Raw genomic sequence first — 21,639 nt, forward strand, 5'->3', positions numbered from 1 at the left:
ATCCGCCGGAGTTTATCAAAGGCCTCGCAGCGTAAACTGCGGGGCCTTTGTCATTCCTGGGAGGCATCCGCCAGCATCAGGCTTTGCAGGACATCGACCGTTGCCGGCGGCAGCGCGGTCGAGCGGCGCGTTTCCTTGTCCACCATGACGATGGTTCCCTCCGCGGTCGCCACGAGCTGCCCCTTGCTGAAGATGCCCTGCGCCAGGGTGAACGAGCTGCGCCCGGCCCTCAGGACTCCCGTGCCGATCTCGACGTGGCCGGGCCAGAAGAGCTCGGCCCGGAAATCGATCTGCAGCCGGGCGATGACGAAGCTCCGGCCCTCGGAGGCGAGCGGCCTCGCCGGATCGTACATGAAGGCGACCCGGCCGACTTCCGAGAAGGTCGCGAAGACCGCATTGTTCACGTGCCCTTGCCGGTCGAGATCCGAATAGCGGATGTCGGCAGAGGTGCGGCTCGGATAGGCCACCAGCGGGCGCAGGGCATTCGGTTCAGTCATCGTCCGGTCCTTGGTCTCAGGGCCATAGAATATGAAATGCCGTGCGGCTCAAGGGATAGGGCTGCCGTCAACGCCTTTTCTCGCCTGGGATGGTCTGCCATGCAGCCCGCGCTCTCGCTCCCGGCGAGCCGGTTCTCTATAGATTTTAAGAGATTCGATTGCGGGAGAGATGCATGCAGCGCGCGGCACACCAGGTGACGGAACCCCAGGACGCGGAGGCGCGCCGAAGGATTGCGCCGGTCATCTGCTATCCCGTCGATACCCTACCGCGGCCCGATCTTGCCGCCTATCAGGCGGCCCGCGAAGGCTGGGAGAAAGTGGACGAGGTCGTGGTGCCGCCCCGCGAAGCGCGTTGCTTCCGGGTGCCGGCGGGCTCGTTCTTTCGCATCGTCAGCATCGAGGGGCCGCAGGTGGGCGATCTCAATCTCTGGTCGGCCGGCGACATCGGCGAGCGCTTTTTCTCGGGCAAGACGCGGGCGCTGCACGGCACGCATGTCTCCACCGGCGACCAGCTCTGGTCGTGCCTGCCTTACTTACGCCCCATGGCGACGATCACTCACGACACCCTGGACTGGTACGGCTTCGACGAATTCGGCGGCTCCGTGCATGACGTGATCGGCACGCGCTGCGACCCCTACACCCACAAGCTCCTCTCAGGCCATGAGTACCACCATTGCTGCCACTCGAACCTGACCCGCGCATTGTCGGATCGCTCGAGCCGGCCGAAGGAGGAGGTGGAGCCCGCCGTGCACGACGTGCTCAACGTCTTCATGTGCACGGGCTTCACCCGCGACACGGGGCAGTATTTCATGAAGGCGAGCCCGGTGCGGCCGGGCGACTATCTCGAGTTCTTCGCCGAGATCGATCTCCTGGGGGCGCTCTCCGCTTGCCCGGGAGGCGATTGCAGTTCGGAGCATTCGAGCGACATGGCCGTCTGCCATCCGCTGCTGGTGGAAGTCTACAGGCCCAAGGCGCCGCCGGCCGGGTGGGCCTCGCCGGCCCGCAACGGCTACAGCCGCAGGCACGAGGACTGAAACGAAAGGGCCCCGAGGGGCCCTTTTTTACTGCACCGTTTTCAGCGGTTTGACGGCTGGTCCCGTGAAGCGGTTCGTCGCCAGATCTCCAACGGGCTTGTTGGAGAAGCCCATGTGCAGGCTTGGCTGCGCCGACATCAGGGCGCTCAGGGCCGTAGCAGGGGGCTTCGCGGCAGCCTGGGGCCTTGCAGGGGCCGGAACGGCTTTGGCTTCCGGCGCTGCAGGCTTCACCTTCGGGTCCCTGGGCGTGGAGCCGGTGGTTGTGACCGGAATGTCGACGGGAGCGGCGGAGGCCACCACGACCGGGCGCAGGTCCGGGCGGCGCGGAGGCAGGGGAGCCGATGAGATGCTGACGACGTCGGTCGTGCCGCGCAGGTCGGCGAGAACCGGGATCGGGTTCGTGGCCGCCAGCGATCCGGGCCGCGCCGGCGGGAGCGGGGCATAGGCCAGGGCGACGGTGCCGGCGAGCGCTTCGATGCCCGTATCATCCACGTCGGGCCGTCGGGGCGGCATCGGCGCGAAGGCTCCTTTGGCAATGGACATCTCCGAGGCGCCCGGGCCCTGCTGCCAGGCCAGGGTCGGGCCGGAGGCGATCTGGACCGTGCTCGGCGCGCCGGTGATCCGGGTCGGCGGCAGCGGGGGCGGGGCAGGCGGCGTCAGGTCCTCACGGAGGGCGGGAGCCATGGACGCCACAACTGCGGGCGCAGGCGGCTCGGGCCGCGGCTGGATCGCCACCGGCGCGCGGCGTGCCGATGCCGGGCTCTCGTAGGATTGCAGGGCCGCGTAGACCGACGAGTTGGAGTCGCTTGCGTAATTGTCCTGCGGCGACGGCTGCTGGCGGGAGGCGATGAGCGCCCGACCCGGACGCGACGCGACACGGATTTCCTCCGCATCCTCGTCCTCGTCGTCTCCGCCGCCGAACAGGGTGGCCCAGAAGCTCTTGCGGCGCGGCTGGTTGGCGATGGCCTCTTCCGCATCCGCGTAAGCCGTGTAGCCCGCCACCGTGCCGCCCTTGGCCAGCACTTCGGCACGGGCGAGCTCGTAACCGGGCAGGGGCCTGCCGTCGGCGGGAACGTGCACGGTCTTCCCGTCGGGGAAGATGCTGGCGAGCTGCGAGCGGGTCATGCGCGGCCAGGCGCGCACGCTGCCCACATCGAGGTGGATGAAGGGCGTGTAGGCATTGGGATAATAGCCGACGCCGCCGTTCTGGAGCCGCATGCCGATGGCCCGGACGCGGGAGGCGGGCACATCGGGAAGGTAGAAGTCCAGCGCCTTGCCCTGCATGTGCTGGCTGTTCTTGGCCACCGCGCTGGAGCGCCGCCGGAGCATCGAGTTGGTCTGCGGCGAGCGGTAGGCCGAGTTCACGTGGACGGGCGCATCGGATCCGGCCTCGCGATAGACCTCCCACACCGTGTCGAACAGGCGCGGGTCCATGCGGGTCGACTCGGCACGGCGCCAGTCGCGCAGGAACCAGTTGAGCTGCTGCAGCGCTCCCTGGTCGTACTGCCCGTTGCGACGGAAGGTGACGGTGAGGCTTTCCTTGGTGTTGTTATGGTAAAAAGTCAGTGTACGGGTATCGCCGTTGGCGACGGCATCCTGCGTGCCGCGCATCCCGCCCACCATGACGGCCAGAAAGGCCGCAAGACCAATGCCGACGCGATGCGCCAGGCGGTCGGTACGCATTACTCTCACTGTGCTACTCGTCTTTACCGGGCCGCATCCGTGGATGCAGCGATCCTTATAGTGAAAGGATCTTTGCCTAAGACGGTTACATTCCCGTTAAATGAGCGAAAGAAACCGGCTGAAAAGGCGGCGGGAAGCGGGGATTATTCTGACAGGTTCAGGGCGGCGCGGACCTTGCGGTCGAGGCCGTATATGTCCTCGAAGCGCTTCAGGTCTCCCTTCTCATCGACCGCGAGGGTAAAGTAGGTCAGATGCACGGGCAGGGGATCCGCGAGATGCACATAGCGCTCTCCCTTGCCGATCAGTCCACGCAACTTCTGCTCGGTCCATTTGCCGTCCTGGCCCATAATCTCCTCTGCAAGCTCGAAGGGCTTGTCGACCCGCACGCAGCCATGGCTGAAGGCGCGCTTGCTGGCGGAGAACAGGTTGCGGTTCGGCGTGTCGTGCAGATAGACCGCATGCTGGTTGGGGAACATGAACTTCACGTAGCCCAGGGCATTGCGCGCGCCCGGCGGCTGCTGCACCGTGATGCGGTTTCCCTTGCGGATGACCTTGTAGCCCTTGCGCGCCGCATAGCCTGGATCGCTTGCGAGCGCCGGCAGGATCTCCTTCTTCATGATCGACGGCGGGATCGTCCAGGAGGGGTTCACCACCAGGTATTTCATGGATTCGGAAAAGATCGGCGTCTGCGACTGCTCCTTGCCGACGATCACGCGGGTTTCGTGAACCACCTTGCGGCCTTCCTTCAGACGCAGGCGGTATTCGGGCACGTTCACGGCGATGTGCCGTTCGCCCAGATCCGCCGGCAGCCAGCGCCAGCGCTCCATGTTGGCGATGATCTCGGATTCGCGTTGTGCGAGGGATGGGCCGGAGAGCGCCGCCACTGTCTGGGCGTTCAGCACGCCCGTGTCCGGCAGGCCCCGTTCCTTCTGGAAGGTCGCGACCGCGGAGGCCACGCGGCGGTCGTAGACCGTCCGGTTGTCGCTGTCGTCCGCAAGGTTGAACCGTGCGCGGATCAGGGGCACGCGCGGGTCCTTCATGCCCACCCGCAGGATCGGCCCCTTGGGCAGGCGCACGCTGGGCTGCGAAGGATGACTCTCACGCAATTGCGCCAGCCGCTCCCTCAGGGCCTTGTAGCCCGCATGCGGCGGGTTGTAGGCGGCGAGCGCCGCGCCGGCTTCCTTCGCCGACGAGACCGTGCCCAGCACGTCATCGATATCCGGGATCGCGAGGGTCGGCGTCACGAGAGACGAGAGGCGCGGGAGATCGATGCGGGCGCCGCGGGCATCGCGGGCATAGCGGATCACGGAAAGGGAGAGCTTCACATCGGCCCTGACCCACTGGGCAGAAGGGGCATCCTTGCGCAGGCCCGCATCGTGAAGAACGTAGTCGGCAGGATCGAGGCCGTCCTCGTCGGCAGCCTTCAGGCGTTCCATCGCGGCCTGTGCCGCCGGAGTCCATGCGCCGCCCTGCGACCAGATCAGCGGGCGCTCGGCCTGCGCGTAATAGGCGGCCAGTTCCTCGCGGTCCTTGGCGCTCACGCGCAGTTCGCGCATGGCGGCATCGTCGGCGAACAGGCCTTCCACCGCCATGCGGACAATGTCCGCCTGCATGAGGGCCGTCACGGGAGCGGTGTCGGGCAGAGGGATTTTCAGGGGAACGTCGATGACGGGAGCAGGCTTCAGATCCGCAGCTTCGATGAACACGGGTGCCGGTTCTGCAAGCGGGATCGCCTGGGAGGCCAAGTCCTTCGGTTCCATGTCCTGCGAATCGGGAGCGCCCTGGGTCGCCACATCGTGGAAGGACGGCTGCGCCGGGCTCTCCGCTATGATCGCTTCGGAGCGATCCGCCTGAGGGTTGGTGTCTTCCGCCGAAGCGGAGAGGGGAAGGAGAGAAACCGATCCGATCAGACCGAGCCAAACGGCTGTCTTGCGCAATCCACGCATGACCATGCTCCTCGTCGCAATGAATGTGGAGGATCTGAGCAATCCCCCATCCAATAAATTTCGTCAGTGTGCGGGCACACGTCTGTTACGCTTAACGCGCAAAACGCCATGCGGCTTCATCGCTAAGCCAAGTTCTTTCAATTTTCTGTAAAGAGCCGCCCCGCTCGATGCCCGTCCAGGCGCGGGCTGACGGGCACATGATGTTGATAATGAAAGGGTTGCGAAGCGAATCGCCGGCGCGTCCCGGCAGGGCCATGTCCGCATTTCGTCGGCATCGTTAACCAATGGTAAAAGGCGAGCCGGGTTGATCCCGATAGGCCGGCGGCCAATATGTGTGCAGTATCTCCGACCCTCGCTTTCCGGACAGGCCTTCGCCCGTGACCCTTCAGAACGCTTCCCCCCTGCATCACCCCTCGTCCTCCGGCGCGGCTCAGACCGAACTCGGCATGCTGCCCGAATGGAACCTGTCCCACCTCTATCCCGGCATGGACAGCGCGGAGCTCAAGGGCGATCTCTCCAGGGCCGAGGCCGAGTGCAAGGCCTTCGCCGCGGCTTACCGCGGCAAGCTCGATGACATGGCGCGGGGCGAGCGCGCCTCGGAGAAACTGGACGAGGTGGTCAAGCGCTACGAGGCCCTGGAGGACCTGCTCGGCCGCCTCATGTCCTATGCGGGCCTCGTCTATTCCGGCGACACCACCGATCCGGTTCGGGCCAAGTTCTACGGCGACATGCAGGAGCGCCTGACCGCCGCCTCGACCGAGCTGCTGTTCTTCGGGCTCGAGCTCAATCGGATCGAGGACGAGGTCCTCGACAGGGCCATGAGCGAGGAGCCGCTCAAGCATTACAGGCCCTGGATCGAGGACCTGCGCAAGGACAAGCCGTTCCAACTCGACGACCGGATCGAGCAGCTGTTCCATGAGAAGTCCGTCACCGGCCGCTCCGCCTGGAACCGCCTGTTCGACGAGACCATGGCGTCCTTACGCTTCAATGTGCGTGGCGAGGAGCTTCCCATCGAGCCGACGCTCAACAAGCTGCAGGACGCGGACGAGAGCGTGCGCAAGGACGCCTCCGATGCGCTGGCCAAGACCTTCAAGGCCAATCTTCGCACCTTCACGCTCATCACCAACACGCTCGCCAAGGACAAGGAGATCTCCGACCGCTGGCGCGGCTTCGAGGACGTGGCCGATTCCCGCCACCTGGCGAACCGGGTCGAGCGCGAGGTGGTGGAGGCCATGGTGTCCGCCGTGCGCGAGGGCTATCCGCGCCTGTCCCACCGCTATTATGCCCTCAAGGCCCGGTGGTTCGGCAAGGACAAGCTGGACCATTGGGACCGCAACGCGCCTCTGCCGAAGGTCGAGCAGCGCACCATCTCCTGGAACGAGGCCCGAGACACGGTGCTCTCCGCCTACTCCGCCTTCTCGCCCCGCATGGCCGACATCGCCCGCCGTTTCTTCGACGAGGGCTGGATCGATGCGCCCACCCGCCCCGGCAAGGCGCCCGGCGCCTTCGCCCATCCGACGGTGCCGTCCGCCCACCCCTATGTGCTCCTGAACTACCAGGGCAAGCCGCGGGACGTGATGACGCTGGCCCACGAGCTTGGTCACGGGGTGCATCAGGTCATGGCCAGCCCCAACGGCGCGCTCATGGCGCCCACGCCCCTGACGCTGGCCGAGACGGCCTCCGTCTTCGGCGAGATGCTCACCTTCCGCCGCCTCCTCGACCAGACCACCAATCCGGTGCAGCGCAAGGCGATGCTGGCGGCCAAGGTCGAGGACATGATCAACACGGTCGTGCGCCAGATCGCGTTCTACTCCTTCGAGCGCAAGGTCCATCTGGAGCGCCGCAACGGCGAGCTGACGGCCGACAAGCTCTGCGAGCTCTGGATGTCGGTGCAGGACGAGTCCCTGGGCCCGGCGATCCGCCTCGGCCCGGGCTATGAGAGCTACTGGACCTACATCCCGCACTTCATCCACTCGCCGTTCTACGTCTATGCCTATGCCTTCGGCGACTGCCTGGTGAACTCGCTCTACGGCGTCTACGAGCGCTCCAACGAGGGCTTCGTCGACCGCTACTTTGCGCTCCTCTCGGCCGGCGGCACCAAGCATTATTCGGAGCTCCTCGCGCCCTTCGGCCTCGATGCGAGCGATCCGTCCTTCTGGCAGATCGGCCTGTCGATGATCGAGCGGCTGATCGGCGAGCTTGAGGCCATGGAGCAGGGGGGCACCTAGGGCCGCTCTGCTTGGCCGCGCGTCATTGTGCTGGCACTATGAGGCTGGACTTTCTCGCCTGAACGCCACCGGCTACCGCGCTTGCGACGGGATGCCTGTTCGGGAGCCGGGCCATGTCGGTCGACACGCATTACGCCAGGAGCGGTGAACTTCGGATTGCCTATCAGGTCATTGGTCAGGGGCCGCTGGACCTGGTCTTCGTGCCGGGCTTCATCTCGAACCTGGACCTTTATTGGGATGAGCCGAACATGGCTCGCTTCCTGTCCCGGCTCGGCGCATTCAGCCGCCTGATTCTGTTCGACAAGCGGGGAACTGGCCTGTCGGACCGTCTCGGAAATCTGCCATCCCTCGAAGAGCGCATGGATGACGTGCGCGCGGTGATGGACGCAGTGGGCAGCACGAAGGCTGCCCTTTTCGGCATTTCCGAGGGAGGTGCCATGAGCATGCTCTTCGCTGCGACCTATCCGGAGCGGACCCAGGCGCTGATTCTCTATGGCACCTATGCCGACTTTCATACCTGGGTTCTGCCCCACGAGCGTTTCGAAGGATTCTTGGAGAAGATCGACCGGTCCTGGGGGCAAGGCGAGAGTCTTGCCGCCTTCGCGCCGACGAGAGTTGCGGACGAACGCTTCCGCCAATGGTGGGCGCGATTCGAGCGTCTTGGCGCCAGCCCGTCCTCAGTCATCGCACTCATGCGTATGAACAGCCAGATCGACGTGCGCCACATTCTCCGGACGATCCGCGTTCCGACCCTGGTCCTGCACAGGGCAGGCGATACGCGGGTGAATGTCGAGGGCGGCCGCTATCTCGCAGCCAACATCCCCGATGCGAGGTATGTGGAATTTCCTGGCACCGACCATCTCCTGTGGGCCAACGATGCCGACCCGGTGGCCGACGAGATCGAGGAGTTTCTCACCGGCACGCACGGCGACAGCGAGCCCGACCGGGTGCTGGCCACGGTTCTGTTCACGGACATCATCGATTCGACCAGCAAGGCGGAGAAGCTGGGTGACCGCAGCTGGCATGCGCTCCTGGACCAGCATGACCGGATCGTCCGCAACGAGATCATTCGTTTCAAGGGACGGGAGGTCAAGACGCTCGGTGACGGGTTTCTGGCAACTTTCGACGGTCCCGCGCGCGCTGTGCGGTGTGCGGGGGCCATCATCGCAGGTCTGGGTTCGCTAGGGCTGCAGGTCCGCTGCGGAGTCCATACGGGCGAGATCGAGATGAAGGGTCACGATATCGGCGGCATCGCGGTTCATATCGCATCCCGCATCGCCGCGCTGGCGGATGGCAGCGAAGTCCTGGTGTCCCGAACGGTGCGCGATCTCGTCGCCGGTTCCAACCTGCACCTGGAGGATCGAGGCGCCCACTCCCTCAAGGGGCTGAGTGAGCCCATGCCGCTTTTCGCAGCTGCCGGCAGTCAGAGGGCCTGAAGCCGCAGCGGTCTGGCGTTCGCCGTTGCACGACATATCTAAAGCTCTCCAGTTCAAAGCAAGAGATCTCGTCATATGTCCGAGTCCGACCGCGAAGCGAACCGCTTCTCCGCGCGTGCTGCCCGTTATGCCCGCGTCGGAGCCAACATGGGCGGCGTGGCGGCCCGCATGGCGGGATCGCGCCTGTTCAGGGGCGATGACCGCGATGCCTCCAACGCGGCGGTGCTGGCCCAGGCGCTGGGCGGCCTGAAAGGCCCGATCATGAAGGTGGCGCAGCTTCTCGCCACCATCCCCGACCTCATCCCGCCGGAATATGCCGCCGAGCTGCAGAAGCTCCAGAGCGAGGCGCCGCCCATGGGAGCGGCCTTCGTGAAAAGGCGCATGCAGGCGGAGCTGGGGCCGCAATGGCAGGGACGGTTCGGCTCCTTCGAGCTGACCCCCTCGGCCGCCGCCTCCCTAGGCCAGGTTCACCGGGCGACCACGAAGGACGGCGAGGCGCTCGCCTGCAAGCTCCAGTATCCGGACATGCAATCTGCCGTGGAGGCGGATCTGCAGCAGCTCGAATGGGTTTTCGCCGTCCATCGCCGCATGGACCCGGCCATCGACACCCGCGAGATTGCCAAGGAGATCGGCGAACGGGTGCGCGAGGAGCTCGATTACGAGCGCGAGGCCAAGCACGCGGCGCTCTATGCCCAGACCCTGTCCGACATAGGCGAAGTGAGGGTGCCGCAGGTCCATCCGGAGCTGTCCACCAAGCGCCTCTTGTCCCTCCAATGGCTGGAGGGCGAGAAGATCCTGGGCTTCACCGAGGCGCCGGTCGAGATCCGCAACCGCCTGGCGGTGGCCATGTTCAAGGCCTGGTGGCACCCGTTCAGCCATGCGGCCGTCATCCATGGCGATCCGCATCTCGGCAATTACACAGTCTTCTCCGAGGACGGGGAGGCGAGGGGCATCAACCTTCTCGATTACGGCTGCGTCCGCATCTTCCACCCGCGCTTCGTCGGCGGGGTGGTCGATCTCTACCGAGGTCTGCAGACCGACGACCGGGCCCGGATCGTCCATGCCTACGAGACCTGGGGCTTCAAGAGCCTGTCGAACGAGCTCATCGACATCCTCAACATCTGGGCCCGCTTCATCTACGCGCCGCTCCTCGACGACCGGATCCGCACCGTGGCCGACGGGGTCAAGCCCGGGGAATACGGCCGCCGGCAGGCCTTCGAAGTGCACAAGGCCCTGAAGGAGAAGGGCCCGGTCACGGTCCCGCGCGAGTTCGTGTTCATGGACCGGGCTGCGGTGGGCTTGGGAGCCGTCTTCCTGCACCTTAAGGCCGAGCTGAACTACCACCACCTCTTCGAGAACGAGATCGCGCGGTTCTCCCTGGAGAGCCTGGAGCAGAGGCAGGGGGAAGTTCTGGCAGCTTCCGGTTTACCACGTCCTGTGTAATGAGGTTGCATCTTTCGTGATCCGGCCTTAGAGGCTTACGATGCGTTAGGGGCAGCCGATGAAGATCGCTTTCGTTCACCAGAACTTTCCGGGCCAGTTCCTGCGGCTGGCCGGGTCCTTCGCCGCCGAGGGGCACGAGGTCGTGGGCCTCGGAATGGTCAAGCAATGCTCCATTCCCGGGGTGAAATACTTCTCCTACGATGCGGTGCCGGGACCCGAGGATGCGCCCTATCAGAACCGTTATTCCCCGGTCATCCCGCGCCTGCGCAGGGCCTACGGCGTCGCTTACCGGGCCAAGGCGCTGGCTGAGCAGGGCTTCGAGCCGGACGTGGTGGTGGTCAATACGGGCTGGGGCGAGAACCTGTTTCTCAAGGACATCTGGCCGAAGGCCAAGCACGTCGCCTATTTCGAATATTATTACCACGCCAAGGGCCAGGACCTCGACTTCGATCCCGAGTTCCCGGTCACCAACGAGGAGGTGATCTGGCGCCTGCGCCTGAAGAATTCCATGCAGCTCGGCGCCCTGGATGCCGCCGATGCCGCGGTGGCGCCCACACGCTACCAGCGCGACACCTTCCCGGAATACCTGCGCGACCGGCTCGCCATCATCCATGACGGCATCGACACCAAGCGCCTCGTCCCCGACCGGAACGTCCGGATCAGGCTCGGCCAGGACGGGCCGCCGCTGACCCGCAACACCCCCGTCGTGACCTATGTCACCCGCAACATCGAGCCGATGCGGGGCGCCCATGTGGTCTTCAAGAGCCTGCCCTACCTGCTCGACATCAACCCGGAGCTGCGGGTGGTGATCATCGGCGGCAAGGGCACCAGCTATTCCGGCTCCGCACCGGGCGGGCAGTCCTGGTTCGACGTGTTCAAGTCCCGGATCGAGCGGCCGGTGGACTGGTCCCGGGTCCATTTCGTCGGAAACTTGCCCTACGACCAATTCGTGAAGGTGCTCCAGGTCTCCTCGGCCCATGTCTACATGACCTATCCGTTCGTCCTGTCCTGGTCCTCCATCGAATCCATGGCCCTGGAGTGCCGGATCGTGGCCTCCGACACGGAACCGGTGCGCGAGATCATCCAGGACGGGGTCAACGGTCGGCTCTTTTCCTTCTTCGACGAGAAGGCCCTGGCCGAGCGGGTGCGCGAGACCCTGGCCGAGAAGGAGAAGTCCGCCGCCATGGCCGCGGAGGCCCGCCGAATCGCCGTTGCGAAGTACGATTATGAAACGGTGTGTCTGCCCCAGTGGCGCGAGTTCCTGGGGATCAAATAATTCCACGAAACATTGATAAAGTTTTCGCCGGGAGCCATTCGGAAGATTGCGGCTCCTCACCGCATGCGTTAAACGCAGCAATTAACACGTGACGCTCAAACAGGGCTTTGAATCATGGCCGATACAAAACATGCGCCGCATGGGGGCTACAGTCCGGATATGGACGGCCGCGCCCATGAGGCGACCTACAACGGGTTCATCCAGTTCGCTGAAATCAGCACCGCCGTCGTGATCTGCTTCATGCTGGCCTTGGCCGTCGGCGGCATCAAGCACGCCTGGCTGACGGCGATCTTCGGCGTCGTCCTCTCCCTCGCCGCGGGCGGGCTCGGGGCCGTGGCCCCCTCCATCGGTGTGCGGGCTCCCGCAGCCGTGGGCGTTCTTCTCCTCCTGGCGCTCATCTTCTACTGAGCCGCGGGAGCTGTCTTCGAGAAATAGAAAGAGCTTGATTTCAAGCCATTGACCAAATCGCAGGGGGGCCACAATGCGGATCGCCGTTCTCTCCGAAACCGATGGAGCGGAGACCCGTGTTTCCGCCACCCCTGAGACGGTCAAGAAATACAAAGCTTTCGGCGCGGACGTGACCGTCCAGGCCGGCGCCGGCGCCAAGGCCGGCATTCCGGACGCCGAGTTCGAGGCCGCAGGCGCCTCGGTGGCGGCGAACGCCTCCGACGCTCTCAAGGATGCCGACGTCATCCTGAAGGTCCGCCGCCCGGCCGAGGGCGAGCTGTCCGGCGCCAAGCCGGGCGCCCTCGTCATCGCCATCATGGACCCCTACGGCCAGGAAGCTGCTCTCAAGGCTCTCGCCGATGCTAATGTCGCCGCCTTCGCCATGGAGCTGATGCCCCGCATCACTCGCGCGCAGGTGATGGACGTGCTCTCCTCCCAGGCCAACCTCGCCGGCTACCGCGCGGTCATCGATGCCTCGGCCGAATACGGCCGGGCCATCCCGATGATGATGACGGCCGCCGGCACCGTGCCGGCCGCGCGCATCTTCATCATGGGCGCGGGCGTCGCCGGCCTCCAGGCCGTCGCCACGGCCCGCCGCCTCGGTGCGGTGGTGACCGCCACGGACGTGCGCCCCGCCGCCAAGGAGCAGGTGGAAAGCCTGGGCGCCAAGTTCATCGCCGTGGAGGACGAGGAGTTCAAGCAGGCCGAGACCGCCGGCGGCTACGCCAAGGAAATGTCGGCGGAGTACCGGGCCAAGCAGGCCGAACTGGTCGCCTCCCACATCGCCAAGCAGGACATCGTCGTCACCACGGCCCTGATCCCCGGCCGCCCGGCCCCCAAGCTCATCACCCGCGCCATGGTCGAATCCATGAAGCCCGGCTCGGTCATCATCGATCTGGCGGTGGAGCGCGGCGGCAACGTCGAAATGGCCCAGGCCGGGCAGGTGGTGGAGCATAACGGCGTGAAGATCGTGGGCCACAACAACGTGCCCGGACGTCTCGCCGCCACGGCCTCCAGCCTCTACGCGAAGAACCTCTACGCCTTCGTCGAGACGCTGGTGAACAAGGATACCAAGGAACTGGCCGTGAAGTGGGACGACGAGCTGGTCAAGGCCACCTGCCTGACCCGCGATGGCGCCATCGTTCACACCGCCTTCCAGCCGACCGCCTAAACCGTCCAAGGAGAGGACACCATGGCAACGCTTACGCCCGAACAGGCTGTCGAGCAGGCCCGAGTGGCGGCCGAGGTCGCCCGCCGTGCCGCCGAGTCGGCCCAGTCCATCGCCGACCAGCTGGCCGACACGGCAGGCCACGCCGCCGCGGCCGTCACCTACGGGGCCGTGGACCCCACGGTGTTCCGGCTGGCCATCTTCGTGCTCGCGATCTTCGTCGGCTACTACGTGGTCTGGCAGGTGACGCCGGCCCTGCACACGCCGCTGATGTCGGTCACCAATGCCATCTCGTCCGTGATCGTGGTGGGCGCCGTCCTGGCGGTGGGCGTCGACGTGGCGCCTGCCCTCGGCGAAGGGCCGATCTGGTCCCGGGCGCTCGGCTTCATCGGCCTCGTCCTGGCGGCCATCAACATCTTCGGCGGCTTCCTGGTGACCCAGCGCATGCTCGCCATGTACCGCAAGAAGGGGTGAGGCGATGTCGGCCAATCTAGCCTCGATCCTCTACCTCGTCTCGGGCGTCCTGTTCATCCTGGCCCTGCGGGGCCTGTCCCATCCCACCACCTCCCGGCAGGGCAACCTCTACGGCATGGTGGGCATGGGGATCGCCATCCTCACCACCCTGTTCGTGTCGCCGCCAAGCGGGTTCGGCGGCTGGGCGCTGGTGATCCTCGGTCTCGCCATCGGCGGCGGCATCGGCGCGGTGATCGCCCGGCGCGTGCCGATGACGGCCATGCCCCAACTCGTGGCCGCCTTCCACTCTCTGGTGGGTCTGGCGGCGGTGCTGGTGGCGGCGGGCGCGCTCTATGCGCCGCAGGCCTTCGGCATCGGTACGGTCGGCACCATCCATGGCGGTTCGCTGTTCGAGATGGCGCTCGGCGTCGCCATCGGGGCCATCACCTTCACGGGCTCCGTGATCGCGTTTTTGAAGCTTGATGGTCGCATGTCCGGCAAGCCGATCCTGCTGCCGAGCCGGCACCTCATCAATATCGGTCTGGCCCTTCTGCTGCTGGCGCTGCTCGTGGCCTTCATCGGCACGGAGAGCCACGCGGCCTTCTGGCTGATCGTGCTGGTCGCCTTCGTGCTCGGCGTCACCCTGATCATCCCCATCGGCGGCGCCGACATGCCGGTGGTGGTGTCGATGCTCAACTCCTATTCGGGCTGGGCTGCAGCCGGCATCGGCTTCACGCTCGGCAATCTCGCGCTCATCATCACCGGCGCGCTGGTGGGCTCCTCGGGCGCGATCCTGTCCTACATCATGTGCAAGGGCATGAACCGCTCCTTCATCTCCGTGATTCTCGGCGGCTTCGGCGGCGAAACCGCGGCAGCGGCCGGCGGCGCGGTGGAGACCCGGCCCGTGAAGCAGGGGTCGGCTGACGACGCGGCCTTCATCATGAAGAACGCCTCCAAGGTCATCATCGTGCCGGGCTACGGCATGGCGGTGGCCCAGGCGCAGCATGCGCTCCGCGAAATGGCCGATGAGCTGAAGGCCGAGGGTGTCGAGGTGAAGTACGCCATCCACCCGGTGGCAGGCCGCATGCCCGGCCACATGAACGTGCTGCTGGCGGAAGCCAGCGTTCCCTACGACGAGGTGTTCGAGCTCGAGGACATCAACGGCGAGTTCGCCCAGGCCGACGTGGCCTTCGTGATCGGCGCCAATGACGTGACCAACCCGGCCGCCAAGACCGACCCGGCCTCGCCGATCTTCGGCATGCCGATCCTCGACGTGGAGCGCGCCAAGACGGTGCTGTTCATCAAGCGCGGCATGGGTTCCGGCTATGCGGGCGTGGAGAACGAGCTGTTCTTCCGTGACAACACCATGATGCTCTTCGGCGACGCCAAGAAAGTCGTCGACGAGATCCTCAAGAACCTCTGATCGTCCGATCGGAGAAGCGTTCAATGCCCGGCCTCCGTGCCGGGCATTATCCTCCCCCTTTGTGCTCACCTTCTGGAGCATAATCTGGAGCGGAAATCCGGGTTCTCCTCGTACGGTTATTGATACCTTGTATCTCCGTCTGCTAACCCTCCCCGAAGACACAATGCACGGCCGACGGGGGCACAAGTGAACGAGCAGGAGTTCTGGAGCATCATCCATCTTCTCGACTGGGAGGAGGCGGGCGATGACGACGCAGTCTTACAGCCGGCTGCGGAAGCTCTATCGAAGAGGTCAATTGCGGAGATCCAAGCTTTCGAGGACATCCTGAGCCGGAAGCTCCATGCCCTCGATACGAGAGCCCACGCGCAGAGTATCGGGACCGACGCCTATATCAATGATGACGAGTTCTTCTCGGCCGACGCCTTTCTCTATGCCCGCTGCGTCGTGGTTGCCAATGGCCGAGGGCTTTACGAGATGGTTCTGTCCGATCCAGCGAAGTTCCCTCAGGACCTTGAGTTCGAGTCCCTTCTGAGCCTCGCCTATGCGGCCTTCGAGCTGAAGACGGGCGAGGAATGCCGCGGCTTCGAGACGAGTGTGAGCTACGAGACGTTCAGCAACCGGACTGGCTGGAATCAGTGACGCCGAGAAACGCTGGGAGCTTGTCGGTTCGCAAGAGAATGTTGCCGAAAGGGCGGGACTTGCGGTTGAAAGCGCAAAAGGACAGAAGTGCCTGAGCGGACTGCGCCATGAGCCTGGTGCCGTCGGCCACGCTGATGCCTCTCATTCGCCGTTCGGTTCTTCCATGTCCTCCATCACCCTTCGCACTGCCCTCCCTGCCGACCGCGACATCGTGGTCGAGCTGATCCACCAGCTCAACGTGTTCGAGGCCGATCTCGTCGGCGACCGGCGGCGCGATTACCGGGCGGCCGAGGAATATTACGACGAGCTGATGCAGCGTCTGTCGCGCCGCAACGGCCGCATCGTTCTGGCGGAGGCGGAAGGAGTCGTCATCGCCGCGATGGGCTTCTCCCTCGATCAGGATGCGGCTTACGTGATCGACGATGTGCGCAACCATGGCACCGTGACGGACCTGATCGTGCACCACGACTGGCGTGGGCGCGGCATCGGCCAGACGCTGCTCGACGAGGCCGAGCGCCTGACCCGGGAAGCCGGACACAAGCGCCTCGTGATCGGCGCTCTCGTGGCGAACGAACGGGCCGAGCGCACCTACCGCGCCTTTGGTTTCGAGCCTTACGTATCGATCCTGTCAAAGGAACTGTGAGGCGTCGGATAGGCCTCCTCCCACGTCATCAGCATTCTCAAGTCCGGCCAGCGGGCTGGCCAGTCCTTCGCCGTGACCCGCTCGCGATAGATGTCCATCTTGTGCCCGAAGAAAGGTGCCGGCCGCACGATCAGGTTCAGAAGGTCGTCGACACCGTAGGGCGCCATCACCTCCACCCGCCCTCCCGTCGATCGCGCTGCCACCGCCGTGGCGGTCTCCGCCCAATGGGCCACGGCGTCGGCGGTGCCGCGGTAAGGCGCATCGCCGTTGCGCAGGTGCATGCGTGCCTGGTTCTTCACCGACCAGGGGATATCCGGGGCAAGGCTGCGGAGCCTGAACTCGATGGCGGCTTCCGGCTCCTTGCGGGTGTCGCGGGAATCGAAGAACAGCACATCCACATCGGCGAGCCGCGCCACGTCGATGGGTCGCCCATGCAGCACGTCCCAGACGCTGTTGCGGATGAAGCCGGCGCCGATCCAGGCATCGGGAAGCTCCAGGCTCTCCACATGCAAAAGAAGCGCATGCGAGGCTGCATGCGCTTCGAGAAGCCGTTCGATGTCGGAGATCGTCCGAAGGGGAGGGGCGGGGTTCATGCCGCCACGCTCTCCGGAAGCCTTTTAAGAGCGGAACAGGCCGGCGACGCCGCCCTGCAGGCGGGAGGAACCCTGGCGGGCGACGCTGTTGCTGTTGTCGATGGTGAGCGCCCGCGAGTAGCTCTCGAGGGCCTGGCTCCGGTCGCCCTTGCGCTCCATGGCCACGCCGCGCCACGCCCAGGAATTAGCGTCCTTGGAATCGACGTTGAGGGCGGCGTTGAAGTCCTCGATGGCCTTGTCGTACTGGTTCGTCGCCACAAGGCTCTGGCCGCGGGCGGCATAGGGCGCACCGACGAAGGGATTGCGGTCGATGGTGGCGTCGAAGTCGAGGATCGCCTGCTGGTGCATGCCCTGGCGCTGGTAGAGCAGGCCGCGGGAATGCAGGGCCTCGGCCGATTCGGGCAGGAGGCGGGTGGCCATGTTCAGGTCGCTGAGGGCTTCCTGGAACTGGTTCTGGGCCCGGTAGAGGTTGGCGCGGCCGATATAGGCCGGGCCGTAATTCGGATCGGCCTGGATGGCGCGGCTGAAGTCGGCGAGCGCCTGGTCGTTGCGGTTCGTCTGGCGCAGGGCCAGCGCCCGGTTGGTATAGGCCGGCGCGTAGTTCGGATCGAGCTGCACCGCCTTGGTGAAGTCGGCCATGGCGCTGCTGTAGTTGCCCACGCGGGCATAGGCCGCGCCGCGGGTGTTGTAGGCGCTCGGGTCGTTGGGGTTGCGCTGGATCACATCCGACAGGGAGGCGATGTTGACGGTGCTCGTGCCCTGCGTGTCCTCTTCCACCACGGCGATGCGCTGGGCAGGGCCGCTGCTCGTCGTGCCGCAGGCGGAGAGGCCGAGGGCAACAAGGGTCAGGCTCAAGGGGGCAAAACGGCGGATCGATGGGGCGAACACGTTCGTCTCCAGCTTCTTAACTCAGTACCGGGAGGCGGCACTCTGGCGGGAAAACCTTAACAGCCGTGAAACAAGGCATCAGAAAGGCATCCCGAAGGAGAATTTGCCCTTCAGCCAGAGCATCGCGTCGCAGCAGGGGAGGTCCAGACATGCAAACAGCGCCCCGCTTGCGCGACGGGCGCTGGTTCACAACCGATAGGCCAAGCCCTAAAGGGCCTGAAAAGCTTAGCGGGTCGGGCGGGGCTTCGAAGGCAGAAGGCCTTCGCGCTGCATGCGCTTGCGGATCAGCTTGCGGGCGCGGCGAACGGCCTCAGCCTTCTCGCGGGCCTTCTTCTCAGACGGCTTCTCGTAATGACCGCGAAGCTTCATCTCGCGGAAGATACCCTCACGCTGCATCTTCTTCTTGAGAGCGCGGAGCGCCTGATCGACGTTGTTATCCCGGACAAGAACCTGCACGCGAATTCCTCGTATTTGAACCGTTTCGATTGTGATAAAAAACAAAGGAGGCGCGTCAGGCGCACCTCTATCTGGCCGGCGTCAGTATCAGAAGAAGCCTTGCCTGTCCAGGGTTGCCGTCTAATAAAAGCGCCAAGCCAGAGAAACAACGCCCGGGTCTGAAAAAGGTTCAGTCCCGCTCCGGAAATACCCGCGTTACATGCCCCATCTTGCGGCCGGCCCGGGCTTCCGTCTTGCCGTAAAGGTGCAGATGCGCGCCCGGCTCGGCCAGGATCTCCTCCCAGGCATCGGCATCGTGCCCGATCAGGTTCTTCATCTCCACCCGTCCGAGACGGGCGGTGCTGCCGAGCGGCCATCCGCAGACGGCGCGCACATGCTGCTCGAACTGCGACGTTACAGCGCCGCCTGAGGTCCAGTGGCCGGAATTGTGCACCCGCGGGGCGATCTCGTTCACCACGAGGCGCTCGCGCCCGCCTTCCGTGACCAGGAACATCTCGACGGCGAGCACGCCCACGTAGTCCAGGGCGTCCGCAATGGCGCGGGCGATGTGGACGGCCTGCTCCTCCGTGTGCCGCGAGACGCCGGCCGGGACCCGGGTGGTGTCCAGGATGTGGTGGCGGTGCTCGTTGGCGCACAGATCGTAGGCCGCAAAGGCCCCGGAGGCGGTGCGGGCCGCAACGACCGAGACCTCCCGCTCGAAGGGCACGAAGCCCTCGACAATGGAGGAGGCACGGCCGATCTCCGTCCAGGCGGCAGCTGGGTCGGTGTCGGGCCTGATCATCACCTGGCCCTTCCCGTCATAGCCGAAGCGCCGGGTCTTGAGCACGGCGGGCCGGCCGATGCGCTCCAGCGCCTCGGCGAGTTCGGCCTCGTCCGAGAAGGTCGCGAAGGGAGCGACGTCGATGCCGAGCCCCGCGATGAAGCTTTTCTCCAGGAACCTGTCCTGCGACACGGCCAGGGCCTGGGCGTTGGGAGCGAGCAGGGTGTGGGCGCTCAAGATCGCGGCGGTCTCGCTCGGCACGTTCTCGAATTCGTACGTCACCACGTCCACGGCCTTGGCGAAGCGCACCAGGCTCGCCTCGTCCTCGTAAGGGGCGATGGTGCACTCGGCCGCCACCTCGAAGGCGGGGCTGTTGTCGTCCGGGGCATAGATATGGGTTTTCAGGCCCAGCTGGGCTGCCGCCATGGCGATCATGCGACCGAGCTGGCCGCCGCCGAGGATGCCGAGGGTGCAGCCGGGGCGGATCATGGGCGTATCAGCTTTCATCGGAGGGCCGCTCGGCCACGCTGTCGCTCTGGCGCTTGCGCCATGTGTCGAGGCGTTCGGCGAGGGCAGGATCGTGGAGGGCCAGCACGGCCGCGGCGAGGAGCGCCGCGTTGACGGCGCCGGCCCGGCCGATGGCGAGCGTCCCCACCGGGATGCCAGCCGGCATCTGGACGATGGAGAGCAGGCTGTCCTGGCCGGACAGGGCCTTAGATTCCACCGGAACGCCGAAGACGGGCAGGGGGGTCATGGCGGCGGTCATACCGGGAAGGTGCGCCGCGCCGCCGGCGCCCGCGATGATCACCTGAAAGCCGTCGGCCTTGGCGGTCTTGGCGAAGGCATAGAGCCGGTCCGGGGTGCGGTGGGCGGAAACGATGCGGGCGTCGTAGGCAAGGCCCAGCGCCTCGAGGGTTTCGGCGGCATGGCGCATGGTGGACCAGTCGGACTGGCTGCCCATGATGATGGCAATGGGGGTTCCCGCCATGGCGTGGCTCCGGCTAGAGCATCGTGCGGAAAAGTGGACCCGGTTTTCCGGTCCACACGATGCTCTCGATTATAGAGGAAGCATCGGACCCAAAAGTGCAAATCCACTTTTGGGTCCGATGCTTTAGGGCCTTCGGTATCCTGCCCGAATAGCGAAGGCACCCCCGGCAGGCAAGGGCGATGCAGGCCTAAAGATTGGAATTCTCAGGCGATGATGTCGGGGGTGAGCTGATCTTCCAGCCGGATGATCTGGTCCTTGAGGGAGAGCTTGCGCTTTTTCAGGCGCTGCACCTGGAGCTGGTCGCCGGCGACCATGCTCTCCAGGGCGTCGATCGCCATGTCGAGATCGCGGTGTTCCTGCTTGAGGCGGGCCAATTCCGCTTCCAGTTCAGCCAATTCGGTCATTCAAAATACCTAAGATGCCAAGCCGCCTGAGGATGCCGGGCCAAGAGGGGCGGAAGTATGCTCTTAGGGCCTGTGGAGAGCAAGATCGTCGAGGCATCTTCTACTCTCGATTCTGCAAATTTTGCCTTCGACTCGCCACACTCTGGATGCCACACTGTTCGTGTCAGTCAACACAATAGGAGGAACTGACATGCCACTGCAGAATCACCTGTCGGAACTGGAGCGTAAGCATCGGGCTCTCGAGCGCGAAATCCAGGATACCCTGAACAGACCATCGGCAGATGATATGAGATTGGCAGAACTCAAACGAAGGAAGCTTCAGCTCAAGGACGAGATTTCACGACTGAGAAGCTCCGAATCGGCGGTGCACTAGCCGCGCGTTTCCTCGATTTTCCACCCTCAAGAAGCCGTCGCTTCACCCAAGGAGCGGCGGCTTTTGCTTGTCGGCTCTACAGCAGTGCCTGGGCGCCGTCATAGACGAGCTTGCCCCCCACGAACACCAGCAGCACATAGACCGCCGTATAGAAGAGCTGGCCGGACACGCGCCGAACGAGCAGCACCCCGGCCCAGGTGGAGGCGATTGCCACGGGAAACAAGGCTCCGGCCGTTGCCATGTTCTCGGCCGTGAATTGGCCCAGCGCCAGATAGGGCGGCACCTTAATCCAGTTGATCAGCGCGAACAGGACCGCGCCCGTGCCGACGAAGACGTCGCGCGGCAGGCGCTGGGGCATCACGTAGATCTGGAAGGGCGGGCCGCCCGCATGGGCGATCATGCTCGTGAAGCCCGTGACCCAACCCCAGAAGATCCCGCGCGGTACGTCGGCGGGCGTCGCCTTCGGCTCCCGTCCTCCGCGCTCCAGCACCAGCCGTCGGATGGCGAAGGCGATGGAGATCAACCCGACGGCGAGCTTGATCGCTGCGTCCGATACCTGGGCGGCCAGGAGGTAGCCGGTGAGGATGCCCGAGATGGCGCCCGCGACCAGAATGGCGACGTTGCGCCGGTCCCAGGTGTAGCGGTAGGCCCAGACCGAGACCACGTCCTGCACGATCAGGATCGGCAGGGTGATGGCCGCTGCCTGCACGGGCGAGACCACCAGCGCCATGAGCGGCAGGGAGAGCATCCCGAGGCCCGAGAAGCCGCCCTTGGCGAGGCCCAGAAGCGTCACGGCCGGAACGGCCGCGGCATAGAAGAGAGGATCGGTAATCACACGGGAACTCGCCGAAAGTCGGATCG

General features: G+C 65.2%; 22 protein-coding genes. 12 read left to right on the plus strand and 10 right to left on the minus strand.

Annotation, left to right across the window (positions count from 1 at the left end; translation table 11 throughout):
* Positions 1 to 50: 50 nt before the first annotated feature.
* Positions 51 to 497, minus strand: coding sequence for an acyl-CoA thioesterase (locus JAO75_RS13905; protein ID WP_199049740.1), 447 nt, complete (start codon positions 495 to 497; stop codon positions 51 to 53).
* Positions 498 to 670: 173 nt separating this feature from the next.
* Between JAO75_RS13905 and JAO75_RS13910 the strand changes: the two genes are divergently transcribed.
* On the plus strand, positions 671 to 1,531 hold the full coding sequence (locus JAO75_RS13910) for an urea carboxylase-associated family protein (RefSeq protein ID WP_199049741.1): 861 nt from the start codon (positions 671 to 673) through the stop codon (positions 1,529 to 1,531).
* A 27-nt stretch (positions 1,532 to 1,558) separates the two neighbouring features.
* Here the strand turns inward: JAO75_RS13910 and JAO75_RS13915 are convergent, their stop codons facing one another.
* Positions 1,559 to 3,214 carry a peptidoglycan L,D-endopeptidase MepK gene (locus tag JAO75_RS13915; protein WP_199049742.1) on the minus strand — a complete coding sequence of 552 codons (1,656 nt, stop codon included), beginning with the start codon at positions 3,212 to 3,214 and terminating at the stop codon, positions 1,559 to 1,561.
* A gap of 143 nt (positions 3,215 to 3,357) precedes the next feature.
* Positions 3,358 to 5,160, minus strand: a complete 1,803-nt coding sequence (locus JAO75_RS13920) for a L,D-transpeptidase family protein (protein ID WP_199049743.1) — start codon at positions 5,158 to 5,160, stop codon at positions 3,358 to 3,360.
* 446 nt (positions 5,161 to 5,606) lie between these two features.
* Between JAO75_RS13920 and JAO75_RS13925 the strand changes: the two genes are divergently transcribed.
* The 10 genes from JAO75_RS13925 (at position 5,607) to JAO75_RS13970 (ending at position 16,316) form a co-directional block, all read left to right on the plus strand.
* The gene (locus tag JAO75_RS13925; protein ID WP_210340270.1) at positions 5,607 to 7,388 is read left to right on the plus strand and encodes a M3 family oligoendopeptidase; all 1,782 of its coding nucleotides are present in this window, start codon (positions 5,607 to 5,609) and stop codon (positions 7,386 to 7,388) included.
* Between the two features lie 113 nt (positions 7,389 to 7,501).
* Positions 7,502 to 8,824, plus strand: coding sequence for an adenylate/guanylate cyclase domain-containing protein (locus JAO75_RS13930; RefSeq protein ID WP_199049745.1), 1,323 nt, complete (start codon positions 7,502 to 7,504; stop codon positions 8,822 to 8,824).
* Between the two features lie 75 nt (positions 8,825 to 8,899).
* Positions 8,900 to 10,267, plus strand: coding sequence for an ABC1 kinase family protein (locus tag JAO75_RS13935; protein WP_199049746.1), 1,368 nt, complete (start codon positions 8,900 to 8,902; stop codon positions 10,265 to 10,267).
* Positions 10,268 to 10,325: 58 nt separating this feature from the next.
* Positions 10,326 to 11,543 (plus strand): glycosyltransferase, encoded by a 1,218-nt coding sequence (locus JAO75_RS13940; RefSeq protein ID WP_199049747.1) that lies wholly within the window; start codon positions 10,326 to 10,328, stop codon positions 11,541 to 11,543.
* 114 nt (positions 11,544 to 11,657) lie between these two features.
* On the plus strand, positions 11,658 to 11,951 hold the full coding sequence (locus JAO75_RS13945; RefSeq protein WP_199049748.1) for an aa3-type cytochrome c oxidase subunit IV: 294 nt from the start codon (positions 11,658 to 11,660) through the stop codon (positions 11,949 to 11,951).
* Between the two features lie 73 nt (positions 11,952 to 12,024).
* Positions 12,025 to 13,161 carry a Re/Si-specific NAD(P)(+) transhydrogenase subunit alpha gene (locus tag JAO75_RS13950; RefSeq protein ID WP_199049749.1) on the plus strand — a complete coding sequence of 379 codons (1,137 nt, stop codon included), beginning with the start codon at positions 12,025 to 12,027 and terminating at the stop codon, positions 13,159 to 13,161.
* A 21-nt stretch (positions 13,162 to 13,182) separates the two neighbouring features.
* Entirely contained in the window at positions 13,183 to 13,632 is a 450-nt protein-coding gene (locus tag JAO75_RS13955) for a proton-translocating transhydrogenase family protein (protein ID WP_199049750.1), read from the plus strand.
* Positions 13,633 to 13,636: 4 nt separating this feature from the next.
* Positions 13,637 to 15,034, plus strand: a complete 1,398-nt coding sequence (locus JAO75_RS13960) for an NAD(P)(+) transhydrogenase (Re/Si-specific) subunit beta (protein ID WP_199049751.1) — start codon at positions 13,637 to 13,639, stop codon at positions 15,032 to 15,034.
* A 186-nt stretch (positions 15,035 to 15,220) separates the two neighbouring features.
* Positions 15,221 to 15,673, plus strand: a complete 453-nt coding sequence (locus JAO75_RS13965; RefSeq protein WP_199049752.1) for a DUF4240 domain-containing protein — start codon at positions 15,221 to 15,223, stop codon at positions 15,671 to 15,673.
* A 163-nt stretch (positions 15,674 to 15,836) separates the two neighbouring features.
* Positions 15,837 to 16,316, plus strand: a complete 480-nt coding sequence (locus JAO75_RS13970; protein WP_199049753.1) for a GNAT family N-acetyltransferase — start codon at positions 15,837 to 15,839, stop codon at positions 16,314 to 16,316.
* On the opposite strand, the gene JAO75_RS13975 is transcribed toward JAO75_RS13970, so the two are convergent.
* From JAO75_RS13975 to JAO75_RS14000, 6 genes are all read right to left on the minus strand, one after another.
* Positions 16,286 to 16,909, minus strand: a complete 624-nt coding sequence (locus JAO75_RS13975) for a nucleotidyltransferase family protein (protein WP_199049754.1) — start codon at positions 16,907 to 16,909, stop codon at positions 16,286 to 16,288. The genes JAO75_RS13970 and JAO75_RS13975 overlap by 31 nt on opposite strands.
* A 24-nt stretch (positions 16,910 to 16,933) precedes the next feature.
* On the minus strand, positions 16,934 to 17,797 hold the full coding sequence (locus JAO75_RS13980) for a tetratricopeptide repeat protein (RefSeq protein ID WP_199049755.1): 864 nt from the start codon (positions 17,795 to 17,797) through the stop codon (positions 16,934 to 16,936).
* A gap of 225 nt (positions 17,798 to 18,022) precedes the next feature.
* The gene (rpsU, locus tag JAO75_RS24870; RefSeq protein WP_009763401.1) at positions 18,023 to 18,253 is read right to left on the minus strand and encodes a 30S ribosomal protein S21; all 231 of its coding nucleotides are present in this window, start codon (positions 18,251 to 18,253) and stop codon (positions 18,023 to 18,025) included.
* 169 nt (positions 18,254 to 18,422) lie between these two features.
* Positions 18,423 to 19,520 carry a 5-(carboxyamino)imidazole ribonucleotide synthase gene (locus JAO75_RS13990; protein ID WP_199049756.1) on the minus strand — a complete coding sequence of 366 codons (1,098 nt, stop codon included), beginning with the start codon at positions 19,518 to 19,520 and terminating at the stop codon, positions 18,423 to 18,425.
* Complete coding sequence (gene purE, locus JAO75_RS13995) at positions 19,510 to 20,001, minus strand: 5-(carboxyamino)imidazole ribonucleotide mutase (protein ID WP_199049757.1); 492 nt, start codon at positions 19,999 to 20,001, stop codon at positions 19,510 to 19,512. Before purE ends, JAO75_RS13990 begins: the two co-directional genes overlap by 11 nt.
* Before the next feature lie 203 nt (positions 20,002 to 20,204).
* Entirely contained in the window at positions 20,205 to 20,405 is a 201-nt protein-coding gene (locus JAO75_RS14000) for a YdcH family protein (RefSeq protein WP_036355000.1), read from the minus strand.
* 190 nt (positions 20,406 to 20,595) lie between these two features.
* Between JAO75_RS14000 and JAO75_RS14005 the strand changes: the two genes are divergently transcribed.
* On the plus strand, positions 20,596 to 20,778 hold the full coding sequence (locus JAO75_RS14005) for a YdcH family protein (protein ID WP_036354997.1): 183 nt from the start codon (positions 20,596 to 20,598) through the stop codon (positions 20,776 to 20,778).
* A 76-nt stretch (positions 20,779 to 20,854) separates the two neighbouring features.
* Here the strand turns inward: JAO75_RS14005 and JAO75_RS14010 are convergent, their stop codons facing one another.
* Positions 20,855 to 21,613, minus strand: a complete 759-nt coding sequence (locus JAO75_RS14010) for a TSUP family transporter (RefSeq protein WP_199049758.1) — start codon at positions 21,611 to 21,613, stop codon at positions 20,855 to 20,857.
* Positions 21,614 to 21,639 lie beyond the last annotated feature (26 nt).

This window comes from Microvirga splendida, assembly GCF_016427565.1.
In the GTDB taxonomy this organism is placed as follows: domain Bacteria; phylum Pseudomonadota; class Alphaproteobacteria; order Rhizobiales; family Beijerinckiaceae; genus Microvirga; species Microvirga splendida.